Source organism: Streptomyces sp. NPDC050145 (assembly GCF_044460245.1).
In the GTDB taxonomy this organism is placed as follows: domain Bacteria; phylum Actinomycetota; class Actinomycetes; order Streptomycetales; family Streptomycetaceae; genus Streptomyces.
This window is the reverse complement of the sequence record NZ_JBITJS010000006.1, coordinates 370,907-386,487: the sequence shown is the minus strand read 5'-3', so window position 1 is coordinate 386,487 and position 15,581 is coordinate 370,907. Positions and strand designations below refer to the sequence as shown.

Genomic DNA, 15,581 nt, shown 5'->3' with positions numbered 1-15,581 from the left:
TGGGGGGATCTCCTGTTATGTCGGTGGGTGCGTCGGCGGACGATCGACGGGAGTACGCCAACGGGAGTGTTCAAGACCACCGGGAGAAAGGGAAGGGGTGGTGACGGACGCGTGAAGCCGGTGGGGCGGACGGCCGAAAGTCACCGCTGCGGCGCCGGATCCGGACCGAGAGGCTCCGCTGCCGGACCGAGGGGCTCCCCCGCGAGCCACTGTGCGACGGCCCGGCCGATGCGCTGCCCGGTCTCGATCTCGACGAAGCCGAACTGGCCCGACTGGTTGCACTCCAGGAACCACCAGATGCCGTCCGCGTCCTCAGCGAAGTCGAAGGCCCCGTAGGCGAGTTGGGCCCGGGTCAGATAGGCGTGCACGCCGTCGGCCACGCGCCGCGGCACGGGCACCGGACGCCAGGGCCCCGCCGCGTCGTCGAAGCGCACGTCGACGACCGACCCGTCCGCCTCCGCCGCCTGCGGCTCGCTCTGCGCGCGGGCGGCGAACAGCCGGTCGCCGACGCAGGTCAGCCGGATGTCGGCGACCTTGCGGACCCGGCGCTGCAGCAGGGTCGGGCCGTGCGCGACGTCGCGGTAGTCCTCATCGGGCCGCACCCGTGTGGTCGGCACGGCGAGGCCCTCGCCACCGGGGTGTGCGCCGGAGACCGGCTTCACGACGAGGTCGGGATAGCGCTCGGCGAACTCCCGGGCCACGCGCGGGAACGTGGTGATGAGCGTGGCGGGCACCGGCAGCCCGCAGGCCCGCGCCAGCCACAGCTGCCAGGGCTTGTGCCGGGCCTGCCGGGCCGCGTCCGGATGGTTCATCCAGCGGGCGTCGGTACAGCGCAGCATGCCGTACAGCGACTGCGAGGCCTCCTCGGTCAGCCAGTCGGAGGCCGCGAGGGCGCGGGCGGCGGGAGTGCCGGGCCTGCGCACCCACACGGAACGCAGGCCGGCCATGCTCACGACCCGGCCACCGACGGACAGATGGCCGTGGAACGCCCCATGGGCGAACTCTCCGGACACTCCGACACCGCCGGGCAGTTCGGCCGGATCCAGCCGCAGCACCGGGATTCCCCCGGCGTTCAATTCCACGACGGCCATGTCGGCCGTCACGTCCTGTTCGTTCGTCAGGATCAGAACGGTCATTTCCGCGCGGCCGTTCAGTCGTCGAAATGGGTTTTGGACCCTGCCGTGGACGTGGTAGCGGCACTTTCTCGCAACACAGCGTAGTCGTACGCGGCCACTCCGCCGTCGGGCAGCACATTCAACTGCAGTGCGGAGTCGTATGTGTACGGCGCGCTGACCTCTGCCTCTCGTACAGCTCGGGCATAGTTCAGGGCGAACGGTCGCATGGGTACTCCTCGTTGGGGGGCGCACCAAGCTAAGCGCATGGTGACTCTCCGGCGTCACACTCCTAGCGAATTTCTCAGATTCTTTCTGTAGGACGCATCACACCTGCGGACGAGTTCATTCCGCCACGGAGCGTGATGACGCAACGTCAGCAACCAGAAAGGGGCGGCCCTTTGGGCCACCCCTCTGCTATACCGCGCCTTTACAGTCCTTTACACTCCTTCACGCCGCCGTCACCGGCTCGCCCCGCGCCCTGCCGTCAGGCCCGCAGCCGGGCCAGTTCGGGGTGCGCCGACACGTATCCGTCCAGGAGCCGGCGGGCGACGCCGACCGAGTCGACGAGCGGGTGCAGGGCGAAGGCCTTGACCGCGGCGGCGCGGGACGCGGTCGTGGCGGCGGTCAGCACCTCGCGTTCCACGGCCTTGACCGAGGTGACCAGGCCCGCGGCGTGGTCCGGCAGCGGGTCGACGGCCACGGGGTGCGCGCCGTTGGCGTCGACGAGGCAGGGCACCTCGATGACGGCGTCCGCGTCGAGCGCCGAAAGGACGTGCCGGTTGCGGACGTTGAGGATGAGCGTGGCGCGTTCGTCGCGGGCGATGGCCCGCATCAGGGCGAGCGCGACCTTCTCGTACCCGCCGGACTCCTCCAGGTCGGCCTCGTCGCGCTCGCCCGCGCCGGCCGCCTCGCGGTTGTCGGCCATGTAGGTGGCCTCGCGCTCGGCGCGGGTGCGGTCCCAGGAGGCGTAGGAGGGGTCGGCGTAGAAGGCGGACTGCTGGTCGGCGAGGAAGGCGCCGCGGGTGCGCTCGGCCTCGCGGTAGGCGCGGACGGTCTCGCGGTTGAAGTAGTAGTAGTGCAGGTACTCGTTGGGGATCGCGCCGAGGGAGCGCAGCCAGTCGGTGCCGAAGAGGCGGCCTTCCTCGAAGGAGCCGAGCAGGTGCTCGTCGGCGAGCAGCCGGGGCAGTTCGTCGCGGCCGTTCACGCGCAGGCCGCGCAGCCAGCCCAGATGGTTGAGTCCCACGTAGTCGATCCAGGCCTCGCCCGGGTCGGCGCCGAGGACGCGGGCGACGCGGCGGCCGAGGCCGACGGGCGAGTCGCAGATGCCGATGACGCGGTCGCCGAGGTGCCGGGACATGGCCTCGGTGACCAGGCCCGCCGGGTTGGTGAAGTTGATGACCCAGGCGTCGGGGGCGACGGCGGCGACGCGACGGGCGATGTGGGTGGCGACGGGGACGGTGCGCAGTCCGTACGCGATGCCGCCCGCGCCGACGGTCTCCTGGCCGAGAACCCCCTCCTCCAGGGCGACGCGTTCGTCGGCGGCGCGGCCCGCGAGACCGCCGACACGGATCGCGGAGAAGACGAAGTCGGCGCCGCGCAGCGCCTCGTCGAGGTCGGTGGTGGCGTGCACGGCGGGCGCGTCGAGGACGCCTGTGGCCTGCTGCGCGAGCACCCCGGTGATCGCCTTCAGCCGGTCGCCGTCGATGTCGTGGAGGGTCACCTCGGTGACCCGGCCGGGGGCGTGGTCGCCGAGCAGTGCGCCGTACACGAGGGGCACCCGGAATCCGCCACCGCCGAGAATCGTCAGCCTCATGGCCCGATCGTAGGGCAGCCTGATCCCCGACCAGATCTTCGACCGGCGGAGGACCCCCATGCACATCCGCTCGACCACGACGTCGACCACGACCTCGACGTCGACCACGACAAGACGCACCGGACGCCGACTCCTCACCGTGGCCGCCGCGTTCGCCGCGCTGGCGCTCGGCGCGGGCACCGCGACGGCGGCTCCCGCGTGGACCGAGACCGGCACCGCGCGCGTGGACTCGCTGTCCGGCAGCCAGGGCCTGGCCAGCCGCGCCGACGGCTCGCTGCTCTACCGCGGCCTCGCCTCGGTCCCGCTCGACCTGCGAATAGCCGGCTGGACGCATGTCGGTGACCCCGACATCGCGGGCGGCTACACCTTCGACGCGTACCAGGGCGGTGACGACGCGAAGAAGAAGATGTACGCGGTGACGGCGCCCGGCGGCAAGCGCACGACGTACGAACACGCCCTGGACTCGGGCGAGTTGCTGAACAACTCGTTCGCCACGGTGTCGCCGGACAAGCAGTGGCTGGTGTCCGGCGAGTGGGGCACGATGCGCCGCCTCCAGGTCTTCCCGACCCCTGTCCTGAACCCGTCGGCGCCCGCGCCCGGCACGAACCTTCCGCAGGCCGGCCAGATCACGCTCGACCGGTCCGTCGACAACATCCAGGGCTGCGACTTCACCGACGCCACACATCTGCTGTGCTCGTCGGACGGCGCGACCAAGGAGGTCCTGGAGGTCACCCTGGACCGCGCCCTCGACGGCGCGCCGGTCACCGGCCGGGTCGCCTCGGCGTTCGCGATCCCGAAGCGCAGCATCTGCTCGGGCACCTTCGAGTCCGAGGGCGTCGACTACGACACGGCGCGCGGCACGCTCCGGGTGGAGATGGTGCCGCCGTCGCCCTGCCTGGTGACGACGGCCGTGATCGCGTACCGCAAGGGCTGACCGGTACGAGCTGTCACGGGGTGGGGCCGGCGAGATCAGCCTTGGTCTCGGCCGGCCCCACGCCTCTGTCAGGCCGGTACCGGCACGCCGGCGGGGAGATAGGGCGTGATGTTGCGCAGGGCGCGCTCCACGTACTCCTCCTTCTCGCCGACCGGCGCGACGTAGTGGAGGGCGCTCTCCGCGGCTTCGGCACCTCGGGTACGGGCGATGATCCATGCGGCGAGGTAGGGGGAGGCCAGGCAGCCGCCGGCGGTGGCGATGTCGTCCCGGGCGTAGAAGGGCTGGTCGACGACTTCGATCCCGGCGGCGACGACCCAGGGCCTCGTCGTCAGGTCGGTGCAGGCGGGGACGCCGTCGAGCAGGCCGAGCCGGGCCAGGACGAGCGCTCCGGAGCACTGGGCGGCGATGAGCTGGCGCGCGGGGTCGAGTCCGCGCAGGACGCTCATGATCGCCGGGTCCTCGACGACCTCGCGGGTGGCGATGCCGCTGCCGATGATCACGGCGTCGGCGGCGCACGCGTCCTCCAGCGTGGACATCTGCTCGACGACCACGCCGTTCATCGACGTCACCCTGGGGCTCGGGGTGGCGATCGTGACGCGCCACCCTTCGGCCTTGACGCGGTTGAGCACGCCGAGCGCGATCAGGGAGTCGAGTTCGTTGTAGCCCTCGAAGGTGAGGATGGCGATGTGCACGGCGGCGGTCCTTCCCGATACGAGCGGGTGCGGGGGTGCGGGCGGGGATGGAAAGTGACCGTACGGACCGGCGACCAGGACAGCCAAGAAATTGTCATGCGTACAATCCGCCGCATGGCAGCCCCGCGGTACAAGACGCTGGTCGACGCGCTCGCGTCCGACATCCGGTCCGGACGGCTCGCCGCGGGCACCCGGCTGCCGACGCATCGCGGCCTCGCCGCGCGGGAGGGCATCGCCGTGGTGACCGCGACCCGGGTGTACGCGGAGCTGGAGGCGATGGGTCTGGTCAGCCGGGAGCAGGGCCGCGGCACGTTCGTGCGGGACCTCGCGGTTCCCGCCGGGCACGGCATCGACCAGCAGGCCGTGGCCCCGGACGCCGTCGACCTCAGCTTCAACTACCCGTCGCTGCCCGGGCAGGCCGGTCTGCTCCGTCAGGCCCTGCGGGAGCTGGCCGGCTCCGGTGATCTCGAGTCGCTGCTGCGCTATCAGCCGCATCCGGGGCGCCCGCAGGACAGGGCCGCGATCGCCCGGCACCTGAGGCGGCGGGACCTCACCACGGACGCGGATCGGGTCCTCGTCGTCAACGGCGCGCAGCACGGCCTGGCCGTCACCGTCATGGCCCTGCTGGAGGCCGGTGACGTCGTCGCCGTCGACGCGCTGACCTACCCGGGGTTCAAGGTGCTCGCCCATGCCTTCCATCTCGACCTGGAGCCCGTGCCGGTGACGGCCGACGGCCCGGATCTCGACGCCCTCGAGCGGCTGTGCGCGACCCGCCCGGTCCGCGCGATCTACACGATGCCCACTCTGCACAACCCGTTGGGCCGGGTCATGCCTGCGGCCGACCGGACCCGCCTCGCCGCGATCGCGCGGCGCCACCGTGCCCTGATCGTCGAAGACGCCTCCTACGCCTACCTGGTGGAGGACCCTCCCCCGCCGCTGGCCGCGACCGCGCCGGACCTCACCGTCTACGTGTCGGGGCTGTCGAAGAGCGTCGCCACGGGTCTGCGCGTCGGCTTCGTCGTCGCCCCGCCGTCCGCCGTGCCGTCGCTCGAGCGCGCGATCCGGGCGACCACCTGGAACACCCCGGCGCTCACCACCGCGATCGTCTGCCGCTGGCTCGAGGACGGGACCGTGGACGAGTTGGAGACGCGGAAACGGGCCGACGCCGGGGCCCGCCAGCGCATCGCCCGCGAGGAACTGGCGGGCCTGCCCTTCCTCGCCCACCCCGCGTCCTACTTCACCTGGCTGCCGCTGCCCGACGACGCCCGCGCCGACCGCCTCACGGCCACGCTCGCGCGCCGCGGCATCTCGGTGTCCACGGCCGAGCCCTTCACCACCACGGCCCACACACCGCAGGCCCTGCGCCTCGCTCTCGGCTCGACCGACCCGGACAGTCTCCGGTCGACGCTGCGGACGGTGCGCGAGGTCGCGATCGAGGACGCCTTCACTTAAGCGCGTCACGCCTGTGCGTAGCATCCAGGCATGCTGAGAGTCGGGTCTGTCGTGCTGGGTGTGTCGGATGTGCCGCGTGCGGCCGCGTTCTGGACGGAGGCGCTGGGGTACGTCCCGCGCGACGCGGTGGAGGACGACTGGGTGGTGCTCGTCCCGGCGGACGGTCCCGGGGTCCAACTCGCCCTCGGGCTCAGCGAGTCACCGGTCCAGGAACACCCGCGGGTCCATCTCGACCTGTACGCCGGGAACGCGGCCGAGCAGGCCGCCGAGGTCGAGCGGCTGGTGGCCCTGGGCGCCCGGCACGTCGACTGGGACCTGTACCCGGACGACCCGGACTTCGTGGTGCTGGCCGACCCGGACGGCAACCGCTTCTGTGTCATCGACACCGCTCATCCCTGAACCCTCCGCGTGAGCGGGGCCCCTCCGGGGAACAGGTCAGGATCATGACAGAAACACCGGAGATCCTCAGCACCGCGACCAGGCCCGCACGACCCGTACGCCAGCTCCTCGCCGCCTCCGTCGGCAACGCGGTGGAGTGGTACGACTGGTACGCCTACACCTTCCTGGCCACGTACATCGCCGACCAGGTCTTCCCCAAGAGCGCCGACAACTCGCTCGTACCGCTGCTGTCCACGTTCGCCGTCTTCGCCGTCGGCTTCTTCATGCGGCCCGTGGGCGGGCTGCTCATGGGCGCCGTCGCCGACCGGCGCGGGCGGCGGGCCGCGCTGACCGTGACCATCCTTCTGATGGGCGGCAGCAGCCTGTTGGTCGGGCTCACCCCGACGTACGCGGCGGTGGGCGTGCTCGCGCCGGTCGTCCTCGTGCTGGCGCGGCTGCTGCAAGGGCTGTCCGTGGGCGGGGAGTTCGCGGCGTCGACGACCTTCCTCGTCGAGTCCGCCGGGCCCGGGCGCCGCGGCCTGTTCTCCTCCTTCCAGTACGTGTCCACGTCCATCGGGCAGTTGATGGCCTCGGGTGTCGCCGCGCTGCTGGTGAGCACGCTCGCCGAGGGGCAGATGGACGGCTGGGGCTGGCGCGTGCCGTTCCTCGCGGGCGCGCTGCTGAGCCTGGTCGGGTTCTGGATCCGGCAGGGGGCCCAGGAGACGCGGGAGACGCAGGGCCCGCGGCCCGGCCTGTTCGACGCGCTGCGCCACCATCCGCGGCAGTCGCTGCTGATCTGCGGCATCACGGCGGGTGGCACCCTCGCGTACTACACGTGGACCTCGTACCTGCCGACGTACGCGGAGCTGAACACCGGCATCGACAAGTCCGACGCGCTGCTCGCGGGCACGCTCGCGCTGGCGTTCTTCGCCTTGCTCCAGCCGGTCGGCGGGCTGCTCTCGGACCGGTTCGGGCGCAAGCCGCTGCTGCTGTTCTTCGGGCTCGGGTTCGCGCTCCTGAGCGTGCCGCTGCTGCACGGGCTGACCGGCTCGTTCGTCTCGCTGCTGCTCACGCAGTGCGCGGGCATGGTGCTGCTCACCGGCTTCACGTCGATCTCGGCGGCGGTCAACGCGGAGGTGTTCCCGGCGCGGGTGCGGGCGGCCGGGATCGGGTTCCCGTACTCGCTGACGGTCGCTCTGTTCGGCGGCACCGCCCCGTACATGGGGACCCTGTTCAAGGAGCTCGGGCACAGCGGACTCTTCCCCTGGTACGTGGCCGCGCTGTGTGTCGTGTCGTCGCTCGTGTATCTGCGGCTGCCGGAGAGCGCACACCGCGAACTGGACCGGTGACGGCCTAACGTCAGGACATGAACCGACGTGCGCATGTCTCCCTCGTCCTGCTGGCCGGCGCCTCCGGGGCCGTGGACGGGCTCGCGTTCACCGTGCTGGGCACCGTGTTCGCCGGGGTGATGACCGGGAACCTGGTGCTGCTCGGCATCTCGGCGGGCGGCGGGGACGCGGCGGACGTGGCCGCTCCCCTGTACGCCCTCGGCGGGTACGCGCTCGGGGCGGCGCTCGCCGCCCTCGTGTGCCGGGGCGCGCCCGCGCGCTCCGGCGGCGGCTGGCCGGGCCGGGTCGTGGCGTGTCTCGCCGGGCAGGTGGCGCTGCTGGGCTTCGTCGCGGTGGTGTGCGCGGCCCTCGACGGCCGGCCGGACGGGGTCTGGCGGACGGTGCTGCTCGTGGTGTCGGCGCTCACGATGGGCGGCCAGTCGGGCGCGATGGTCGCGGCCGGCGCCTCGCCGACCACGTATTTCACGGGGACGCTCACGACGCTGGTGACCGGGCTCGTCGACGGTTCGGGGCGCGGGGGCGGCCAGGTGTGGGGCGCCGCGCGGCTGCTCGCGGTGGCGGGCGGGGCGGCGTGCGCGGTCGCCGTGCACCGGGGCGCACCGGTCTGGGCGTTCGTCCCGCCGGTCGTGCTCACGGCCGCCGCGGTGCTGTGTCAGAAACCTGCACATCGATTGCGCACCGCGGGCACGACGGTTCACGAAAATCCATTGCGGGATACACGTGACGGGCTCCATTGATGCGCCCGTGTCCCATTCCGGGAAAGTGGGCACAGCATGTTCACCATTTCCTCAGTGAAGAATGTGAAGGAGCTGCCAGCACCTCGTGAACGGGTGCGCACCAGCCGGTAGTTGAGCGGGCACATCCCCTCTGACCGGGGACCTTCCGATTGGCTGTGCGAGCTGCGGTCATGCTTTGATCCACGGCATCGTGGAACGGACGGACTCGGTTCCCCGCCGGATTCCCACGCCTTCCGCGTTTTTCGAATACCACGTACACCCCCCATTGAGAAGGGCGGCTCATCATGAGCAACACCCCCAAGGTCGAGACCCTCGAGATTTCCGACGCCGAGCTGGACAACGTCTCGGGCGGTCTGCTCGGCGGCGTCGCCGGCAACCTGACCGGCACGGTCGACTCCATCGCCCCGGTCTCGGGCGTCGTCGGTGGCCTCACCGGCACGGTCGAGGGCCTGACCGGCGTCAACACCGCCGCCGTCACCGGCCTGGCCACCGGCCTGACCGCCGGTCTCTGAGCCTGATCCCACGGATCGGTTCGATCGGGCCGCCGCCGTCCTGACCGGCGACGGCCCCCAGGCCTCGGGACCCCCTCCGGTCCCGGGGCCTTCGGCCGCGTCCGGACCACTCCCCTTCCGGTCCGGGCGCGGCCGTTCTTTCGCCAGACAAGGGAAATCCGCTCGTGCAGTTCCGCCAACAGGCTCTGTCCAAGCTGCAGTCGCCGGAGGCGCTGGACCTCCCGGTGCGGCTCGCGCGGCCCCAGGGGCTGCTCGTGCTCGCCGTCACCCTCGTCGTGATGGCCGCCTCCGCCGTGTGGGCCGTGACCGGCTCGGTGTCCTCGACGCTGAAGGCCGACGGCATCCTCACCTACGGGCAGGGCAGCTACGTCCTCCAGACCCCGGTCACCGGTCAGGTCACCGGGGTGTACGTGCGTGAGGGGCAGCGGGTCCGGGCCGACGCCCCGGTGCTCAAGGTCCGTACCGAGCAGGGCGACCGGGCCGTACGCGCCATCGAGGCGGGCCGGGTCACCGCGCTGGTCGCGCGCATCGGCGCCGTCGTGACGACGGGCTCCGACGTCGCCACCGTGGAGCGCACGGGCTCGGCGCGCGAGCCGCTGGTCGCGATGCTGTACGTGCCGGCGACCGGCGCGGGCACGGTCCCGGCGGGCGCCGCGGTCGATCTGACGGTGCCGCAGGCCCGGCAGTACGGGATGCTGCACGGCACGGTGAAGGCGGTCGGGCGCGGCGCGCAGACCCGCCGCCAGGTCGCCGACCTGCTCGGCGACACCGAACTGGCCGGGCAGTTCACCAAGGGCGGCCCGCGGGTGCCCGTCCTCGTGAAGCTCACCAGGTCGTCCACGACGCGGTCCGGCTACGCCTGGTCGACGCCCGACGGTCCGCCGTACGCGCTCCCCTCCATGACCCTGACCTCCGGCGCCGTGCACCTCGCCGAGCAGCGCCCGATCGATTGGCTGCTGCCGTGACCTCGACCTCGCTGCCGCCCGCGGGCCACGGCCGCCGTCGCGCCCGCCCCGCGCCGCCCCCGAAGAAGGCGAGCCGCCACAAGACGGTGCGCACGCCGACCGTGCTCCAGATGGAGGCGGTGGAGTGCGGTGCGGCCTCGCTCGCGATGGTCCTCGCGCACCACGGCCGGCACGTCCCGCTGGAGGAGCTGCGCATCGCGTGCGGCGTCTCGCGGGACGGCTCGCGCGCCAGCAACCTCCTGAAGGCGGCGCGCAGTTACGGCCTGACGGCCAAGGGCATGCAGATGGAACCGGCGGCCCTCGCGGACGTGCGCGGGCCGGCGATCCTGTTCTGGGAGTTCAACCACTACGTCGTCTACGACGGCACCGGCCGGCGCCTCGGACGGCGCGGGGTGCACATCAACGACCCGGACAAGGGACGCCGGTTCGTGCCGACGGAGGACTTCGACACGTCCTTCACCGGCGTCGTCCTGGTGATGGAGCCGGGCGACGACTTCCGTACCGGCGGGCGCAAGCCGGGCGTGCTGAAGGCGCTGCCGGGCCGGCTGCGCGGGACGACCGGCACGATGCTGGCCGCGCTCCTCGCGAGCCTGCTCCTGGTCCTGGTGGGCGCGGCGGTGCCGGCGCTCAGCCGCACCTACATCGACCTGTTCCTGATCGGGGACCAGACCTCGCTGCTGGGCGCGCTGTTCGCGTCGATGGGCGCGATGGTGGCGCTGACCGCCGTGCTGACCTGGCTCCAGCAGGCGAACCTGCTGCGCGGCCGGATCATCTCCTCCACCCTGTCCAGCGCCCGCTTCTTCGGGCATCTGCTGCGCCTGCCGGTGACGTTCTTCGCCCAGCGCAGCCCTGCCGACCTGGTCCAGCGGCTCCAGTCGAACGACGCGGTCGCCGAGACCCTGGCCCGCGATCTGACGGCCGCCGGGGTGGACGGCATCGTGGTGCTGCTGTACGCCGCACTGCTGTGGACGTACGACCCCCAACTGACTCTGGTCGGGGTCGGGATCGCGCTGCTGAACGTGGTGGCGATGCGGATCGTCATCCGGCTGCGGGCCACCGGTACGCAGAAGCTGCGGGCGGACTCGGCACGGCTGACGAACACCTCGTACACAGGCCTGCAGCTGATCGAGACGATGAAGGCCACCGGCGGGGAGAACGGATACTTCCGGCGGTGGGCGGGCCAGCACGCGACGACCCTCGAGGAGCAGCAGCGGCTGGGGGTGCCGAGCGCGTGGCTGGGGGTCGTGGCGCCGACGCTCGCGACGCTGAACAGCGCGCTGATCCTGTGGATCGGCGGACTGCGGGCGGTCGAGGGGCATCTGTCGGTGGGCCTGCTCGTCGCGTTCCAGGCCCTGGTCACCCGGTTCACGGCGCCGATCACACGGCTGAACGGGGTCGCGGGCCGGATCCAGGACTTCGCGGCGGACGTGGCCCGGCTCAAGGACGTCGAGAACTTCCCGGTCGACACGCTGTACGCGCGGCCCGAGCAGGTGCGCAGCACGCGCCGCCTGAAGGGGCACGTGGAGCTGGAGAACATCACGTTCGGCTACAGCCCGCTCGACAAGCCGCTGCTCGACGGGTTCTCGCTGAACGTCGGTCCGGGCCGGCAGGTCGCGCTCGTGGGCGGGTCGGGCAGCGGCAAGTCGACGGTGTCGCGGCTGATCTCGGGCCTGTACGCGCCCTGGGAGGGCGTCATCCGGATCGACGGGACGCGGCTCGACGACATCCCGCGCGGGGCGCTCGCCGCGTCGGTGTCCTTCGTCGACCAGGACGTCTTCCTGTTCGAGGGCACGGTGCGGGACAACGTCGCACTGTGGGACCCGTCGATCAGCGACGAGGCGGTGGCGGACGCGCTGCGCGACGCGTGCCTGTACGAGGTGGTGGCGCGCAGGCCCGGCGGCATCCACGGACGGGTCGAGCAGGACGGCCGGAACTTCTCGGGCGGGCAGCGCCAGCGCCTCGAGATCGCGCGGGCGCTGGTGCGCCGGCCCAGCATCCTGGTGCTCGACGAGGTGACGAGCGCGCTCGACGCGGAGACCGAGCAGACGGTCATGGACAACATCCGGCGGCGCGGCTGCGCCTGCGTGGTGATCGCGCACCGGCTGAGCACGGTGCGCGACAGCGACGAGATCGTGGTGCTCGACCACGGCGAGGTCGTCGAGCGCGGCCGGCACGAGTATCTGGTGGCGGCCGGCGGGCCGTACTCCGAGCTGGTCAGGGAGCACTGAAGTGACGTACGCACAGGCCGACTTCCCCTCGCACGCCGCCGCGTCCGACCAGGTGGTGGCGGCGTTCGGCGGGCTCGGCACGCCGGTGGACTGCGCGGGGGTACGCAGCCTGCCGCTGGAGGGCCCGCAGGTGCTGTGGCTGGTCGCGGACGGGGCGCTCGACCTGTTCGCCGTTGACGCGCTGGCGCAGGGCCACTGGCACTTCCTGGGCCGTCTGGAGCCGGGCACCCTGCTGCTGGGGCCGGTCGAGGGGGCGCAGCACACGCTGGTGGGCCGCCCCGCGACGGGCTGTGCGCTGCGCCGGATCCCGCTGCGGGAGCTGCCGTACACGCCGCCCGCGCACGACGGCTCGTACGACGCGACGTACGGGGGCGAACACGGGGCCGGGTACGCACCGGCGTGGAGTCTGCTGGAGGAGGCGTTCGCGCTCGGGGTGGGGCGCGGGCAGCGGGTCCTGTTCGAGGCGCCGCTCGACGGGCGGACGACCGACGGCGGGTTCGACGGGCACGAGGAGAGCGACGACGACGTGCTGTGGCCGCAGCTGTCGCCGGGCAGCGTGCAGTACGGGGCGGCGTACGCCGCGGACGCGGCCGGCGATCTGCTGGTGGACGGCGCGCTGTGGCAGCGGATGGTGAACCAGCAGTTCCGGCTCCTGTCGGCGCTCGACCGCTGGATCGAGCGGCTGGAGAGCGCGCACGAGGACCGGGCCGCGGCCGGGATCCGGGCGGGTGAGGCGGTCCGCGAGCAGGCCGAGCGCACGCTCCTCGCGTCGATCGGCTCGGGCCGGCGGCGCAACCGGGGCGGTGAGGCGGCCGGTGTCGACGCGACGTACGCGGCGTGCGCGGTCGTGGCGCGGGCGGCCGGGCTCACGCTCGCCGAACCGCCGCGCGGGCAGGCGGTGAACGAGCGGGTCGAGCCGGTGGAGCAGATCGCGGTGGCGTCGCGGATCCGGACGCGCCCGGTGCGGCTCGCCGGGGACTGGTGGCGCCGTGACGCGGGGCCGCTGGTCGGGTTCCGGGCGGCGTCGGGGGCGCCGGTCGCGCTGCTGTGGCGGCGCGGCGGCTACGAGGCGGTGCATCCGTCGGGCGAGCGCAGGACGCGGATCGACGAGGACAACGCGGAGGACTTCGAGGAGCGGGCCGTCATGCTGTACCGGCCGCTGCCGGACGGGCCGTCGAGCCCGTGGCGGCTGATGCGGTTCAGCATGCGGGCGAGCGGTGCGGATGTACGCAGGCTGCTGCTCGCGGGCCTGGTGACGGTGGGGCTCGGCTCGCTCGTGCCGATCGCGACGGGCCGGGTGCTCGGCACGTACGTGCCGAATGCGCAGACCAGCCTGATCACGCAGGTGTCGCTCGCGGTCGTGGTGGCGAGCGTCGTGTCGGCGGCGTTCATGCTGTTGCAGAACCTGACGGTGCTGCGGGTGGAGGGGCGCGTGGAGAGCGTGCTCCAACCGGCGGTCTGGGACCGCCTGTTGCGGCTGCCGACCCGCTTCTTCGCCTCACGCTCGACGGGTGAGCTGGCGAGCGCGGCGATGGGCATCAGCGCGATCCGGCGACTCCTTTCCGGAGTCGGTCCCGTGGTCGTGCAGTCCGTGACGATCGGCGCGATGAACCTCGTGCTGCTGCTGGTGTACAGCGTGCCGCTGGCGCTCGCCGCGCTCGGCATGCTGGTCCTCGTCGCGGGCGTCTTCCTGACACTCGGGCTCTGGGAACTGCGCTGGCAGCGGCAGTTGGTGGAGCTCGGCAACAAGCTGAACAACCAGGCCTTCCAGACCCTGCGCGGGCTGCCGAAGCTGCGGGTCGCGGGGGCGGAGAGCTTCGCGTACGGGGCGTGGGCGCAGGAGTTCGCCCGCAGCCGGGAGCTGCAGCGCCGCGCGGGCCGGATCAAGAACGTGACAACGGTCCTCAACACGGTCTATCTGCCGCTGTGTTCACTCGTGATGTTCATGCTGCTCGCCGGGCCCGCGCGCGGCTCGCTGTCGGCGGCGGCGTTCCTGACCTTCAACACGGCCGTGACGATGCTGCTCACGTCGGTGACCCAGCTGACCGGGGCGCTGCTGTCGGCCGCCGCCGTGCTGCCGATGTACGAGCAGATCAAGCCGGTGCTGGAGGCGGAGCCGGAGGTGCAGGAGGCGGCGTCGCAGCCCGGCGAGCTGTCCGGCGCCCTTGAGGCCCGGGGTCTCTCCTATCGCTACGGCGACGACGGGCCACTGGTCCTGGACGACGTGTCGCTCGCGGTGCGCCCCGGCGAGTTCGTGGCGGTCGTCGGCGAGAGCGGCTGCGGCAAGTCGACGCTGCTGCGCCTCCTGATCGGCTTCGACGCACCGACCTCCGGCAGCGTCCTCTACGACGGCCAGGACCTCTCCGCGCTCGACCGGGCCGCGGTGCGCCGGCAGTGCGGGGTGGTGCTCCAGAACGCGCAGCCGCTGACCGGGTCGATCCTGGACTGCATCTGCGGTGCGGAGGCCTTCTCGCAGGAGGAGGCGTGGGAGGCGGCCGCGATGGCGGGCCTCGCCGAGGACATCAAGCGGATGCCGATGGGACTGCACACCATGATCGCCGGGGGCGGCGCGATCTCCGGCGGCCAGCGTCAGCGCCTGATGATCGCGCAGGCCCTCATCCGGCGCCCGAAGCTCCTGTTCTTCGACGAGGCGACCAGCGCCCTCGACAACGAGACCCAGCGCACCGTCATCGACAGCACGCGGGCCCTCCGGGCGACCCGCATCGTCATCGCCCACCGCCTCTCCACGGTCCTGGACGCGGACCGGGTGATCGTGATGGCGGCAGGCCGCGTCGTCCAACAGGGCGCACCGGCTGACCTGTTGGCCGACACGGGGGGCCGCCTGCACGAGTTGGTGCGGCGCCAGATGGTGTGACCGTCCCACAGCGGCGGCGAGGCCGACCGATCGCGCACCCGGCACCTGGGTGCCGCCTTGCCCACCCGTGCCGCCCCAGGCGGCAGACTGCCCAAGGCTAGGGCGCCCGAAGCCGCACGCGGCGCCGAGGTACGGCCCCATGCCGAGGCGCGGGGCGGTGTCGGCATGCGGCTCCGCCGCGTGGGCGCGACCAGCCACAACGACGCGACACCCGGCGATGCCGAAGCGCCGGGCAGGGTGCGCCCCGTAAGGGGCGCGGGGAACTGCGCGACCAGCCACAACGGCGCGGCACCCGGCGATGATCCTCAACCCCTACGGCGGCGGCCCGATCGGCCACCGGAAGGCGAACCCGGCGCCGGGCCGACGCCCCCGGAGGGGGCGGGCACAGGGCCGGGGCCAAAGCGGCATGGCCCCAGCCAGGCGCCAAACGCCGGAGGCAGACGCGCGGCGCCGCTGCCGGCGGCGACTTCAACGCCGCCCCCGGGCCAGACCCGTCGCCGCCCGCGCCCCGGGCGAGAACAACCGGCACCG

13 protein-coding genes are annotated in these 15,581 nt (G+C 72.6%); 9 read left to right on the top strand and 4 right to left on the bottom strand.

Annotated elements, in window-relative coordinates; translation table 11 throughout:
• Nucleotides 1-140: 140 nt before the first annotated feature.
• The 3 genes from tgmB to ACIBTU_RS15135 form a co-directional block, all read right to left on the bottom strand.
• On the bottom strand, nucleotides 141-1,136 hold the full coding sequence (gene tgmB, locus ACIBTU_RS15145; protein ID WP_399126544.1) for an ATP-grasp ribosomal peptide maturase: 996 nt from the start codon (nucleotides 1,134-1,136) through the stop codon (nucleotides 141-143).
• Between the two features lie 14 nt (nucleotides 1,137-1,150).
• Nucleotides 1,151-1,342 carry a putative ATP-grasp-modified RiPP gene (tgmA, locus tag ACIBTU_RS15140; protein ID WP_188335912.1) on the bottom strand — a complete coding sequence of 64 codons (192 nt, stop codon included), beginning with the start codon at nucleotides 1,340-1,342 and terminating at the stop codon, nucleotides 1,151-1,153.
• 257 nt (nucleotides 1,343-1,599) lie between these two features.
• Nucleotides 1,600-2,928, bottom strand: a complete 1,329-nt coding sequence (locus ACIBTU_RS15135; protein ID WP_399126543.1) for a 6-phospho-beta-glucosidase — start codon at nucleotides 2,926-2,928, stop codon at nucleotides 1,600-1,602.
• Nucleotides 2,929-2,986: 58 nt separating this feature from the next.
• Here ACIBTU_RS15135 and ACIBTU_RS15130 point away from each other — a divergent pair, with 58 nt between their 5' ends.
• On the top strand, nucleotides 2,987-3,862 hold the full coding sequence (locus ACIBTU_RS15130) for a hypothetical protein (RefSeq protein ID WP_399126542.1): 876 nt from the start codon (nucleotides 2,987-2,989) through the stop codon (nucleotides 3,860-3,862).
• 68 nt (nucleotides 3,863-3,930) lie between these two features.
• Here the strand turns inward: ACIBTU_RS15130 and ACIBTU_RS15125 are convergent, their stop codons facing one another.
• On the bottom strand, nucleotides 3,931-4,554 hold the full coding sequence (locus ACIBTU_RS15125) for a DJ-1/PfpI family protein (protein WP_399126540.1): 624 nt from the start codon (nucleotides 4,552-4,554) through the stop codon (nucleotides 3,931-3,933).
• 114 nt (nucleotides 4,555-4,668) lie between these two features.
• Between ACIBTU_RS15125 and ACIBTU_RS15120 the strand changes: the two genes are divergently transcribed.
• From ACIBTU_RS15120 to ACIBTU_RS15085, 8 genes are all read left to right on the top strand, one after another.
• Nucleotides 4,669-6,006, top strand: coding sequence for a PLP-dependent aminotransferase family protein (locus ACIBTU_RS15120; protein ID WP_399126539.1), 1,338 nt, complete (start codon nucleotides 4,669-4,671; stop codon nucleotides 6,004-6,006).
• 30 nt (nucleotides 6,007-6,036) lie between these two features.
• Nucleotides 6,037-6,405: a VOC family protein gene (locus ACIBTU_RS15115; protein ID WP_399126538.1), complete on the top strand. Its 369-nt coding sequence runs from the start codon at nucleotides 6,037-6,039 to the stop codon at nucleotides 6,403-6,405.
• Between the two features lie 44 nt (nucleotides 6,406-6,449).
• On the top strand, nucleotides 6,450-7,733 hold the full coding sequence (locus ACIBTU_RS15110) for an MFS transporter (protein WP_399126536.1): 1,284 nt from the start codon (nucleotides 6,450-6,452) through the stop codon (nucleotides 7,731-7,733).
• 17 nt (nucleotides 7,734-7,750) lie between these two features.
• The gene (locus ACIBTU_RS15105; protein ID WP_399126535.1) at nucleotides 7,751-8,470 is read left to right on the top strand and encodes a DUF1275 family protein; all 720 of its coding nucleotides are present in this window, start codon (nucleotides 7,751-7,753) and stop codon (nucleotides 8,468-8,470) included.
• Nucleotides 8,471-8,754: 284 nt separating this feature from the next.
• A complete protein-coding gene (locus ACIBTU_RS15100) occupies nucleotides 8,755-8,982 on the top strand; it encodes a type A2 lantipeptide (RefSeq protein ID WP_399126534.1) in 228 nt (75 codons plus the stop codon).
• 164 nt (nucleotides 8,983-9,146) lie between these two features.
• Complete coding sequence (locus tag ACIBTU_RS15095) at nucleotides 9,147-9,947, top strand: HlyD family efflux transporter periplasmic adaptor subunit (RefSeq protein WP_399126533.1); 801 nt, start codon at nucleotides 9,147-9,149, stop codon at nucleotides 9,945-9,947.
• Nucleotides 9,944-12,175, top strand: coding sequence for an NHLP family bacteriocin export ABC transporter peptidase/permease/ATPase subunit (locus tag ACIBTU_RS15090; RefSeq protein ID WP_399126532.1), 2,232 nt, complete (start codon nucleotides 9,944-9,946; stop codon nucleotides 12,173-12,175). The genes ACIBTU_RS15095 and ACIBTU_RS15090 overlap by 4 nt, the downstream gene beginning before the upstream one ends.
• 1 nt (nucleotide 12,176) lies before the next feature.
• Nucleotides 12,177-15,050: an NHLP bacteriocin export ABC transporter permease/ATPase subunit gene (locus tag ACIBTU_RS15085; RefSeq protein ID WP_399126531.1), complete on the top strand. Its 2,874-nt coding sequence runs from the start codon at nucleotides 12,177-12,179 to the stop codon at nucleotides 15,048-15,050.
• Nucleotides 15,051-15,581: the final 531 nt, after the last annotated feature.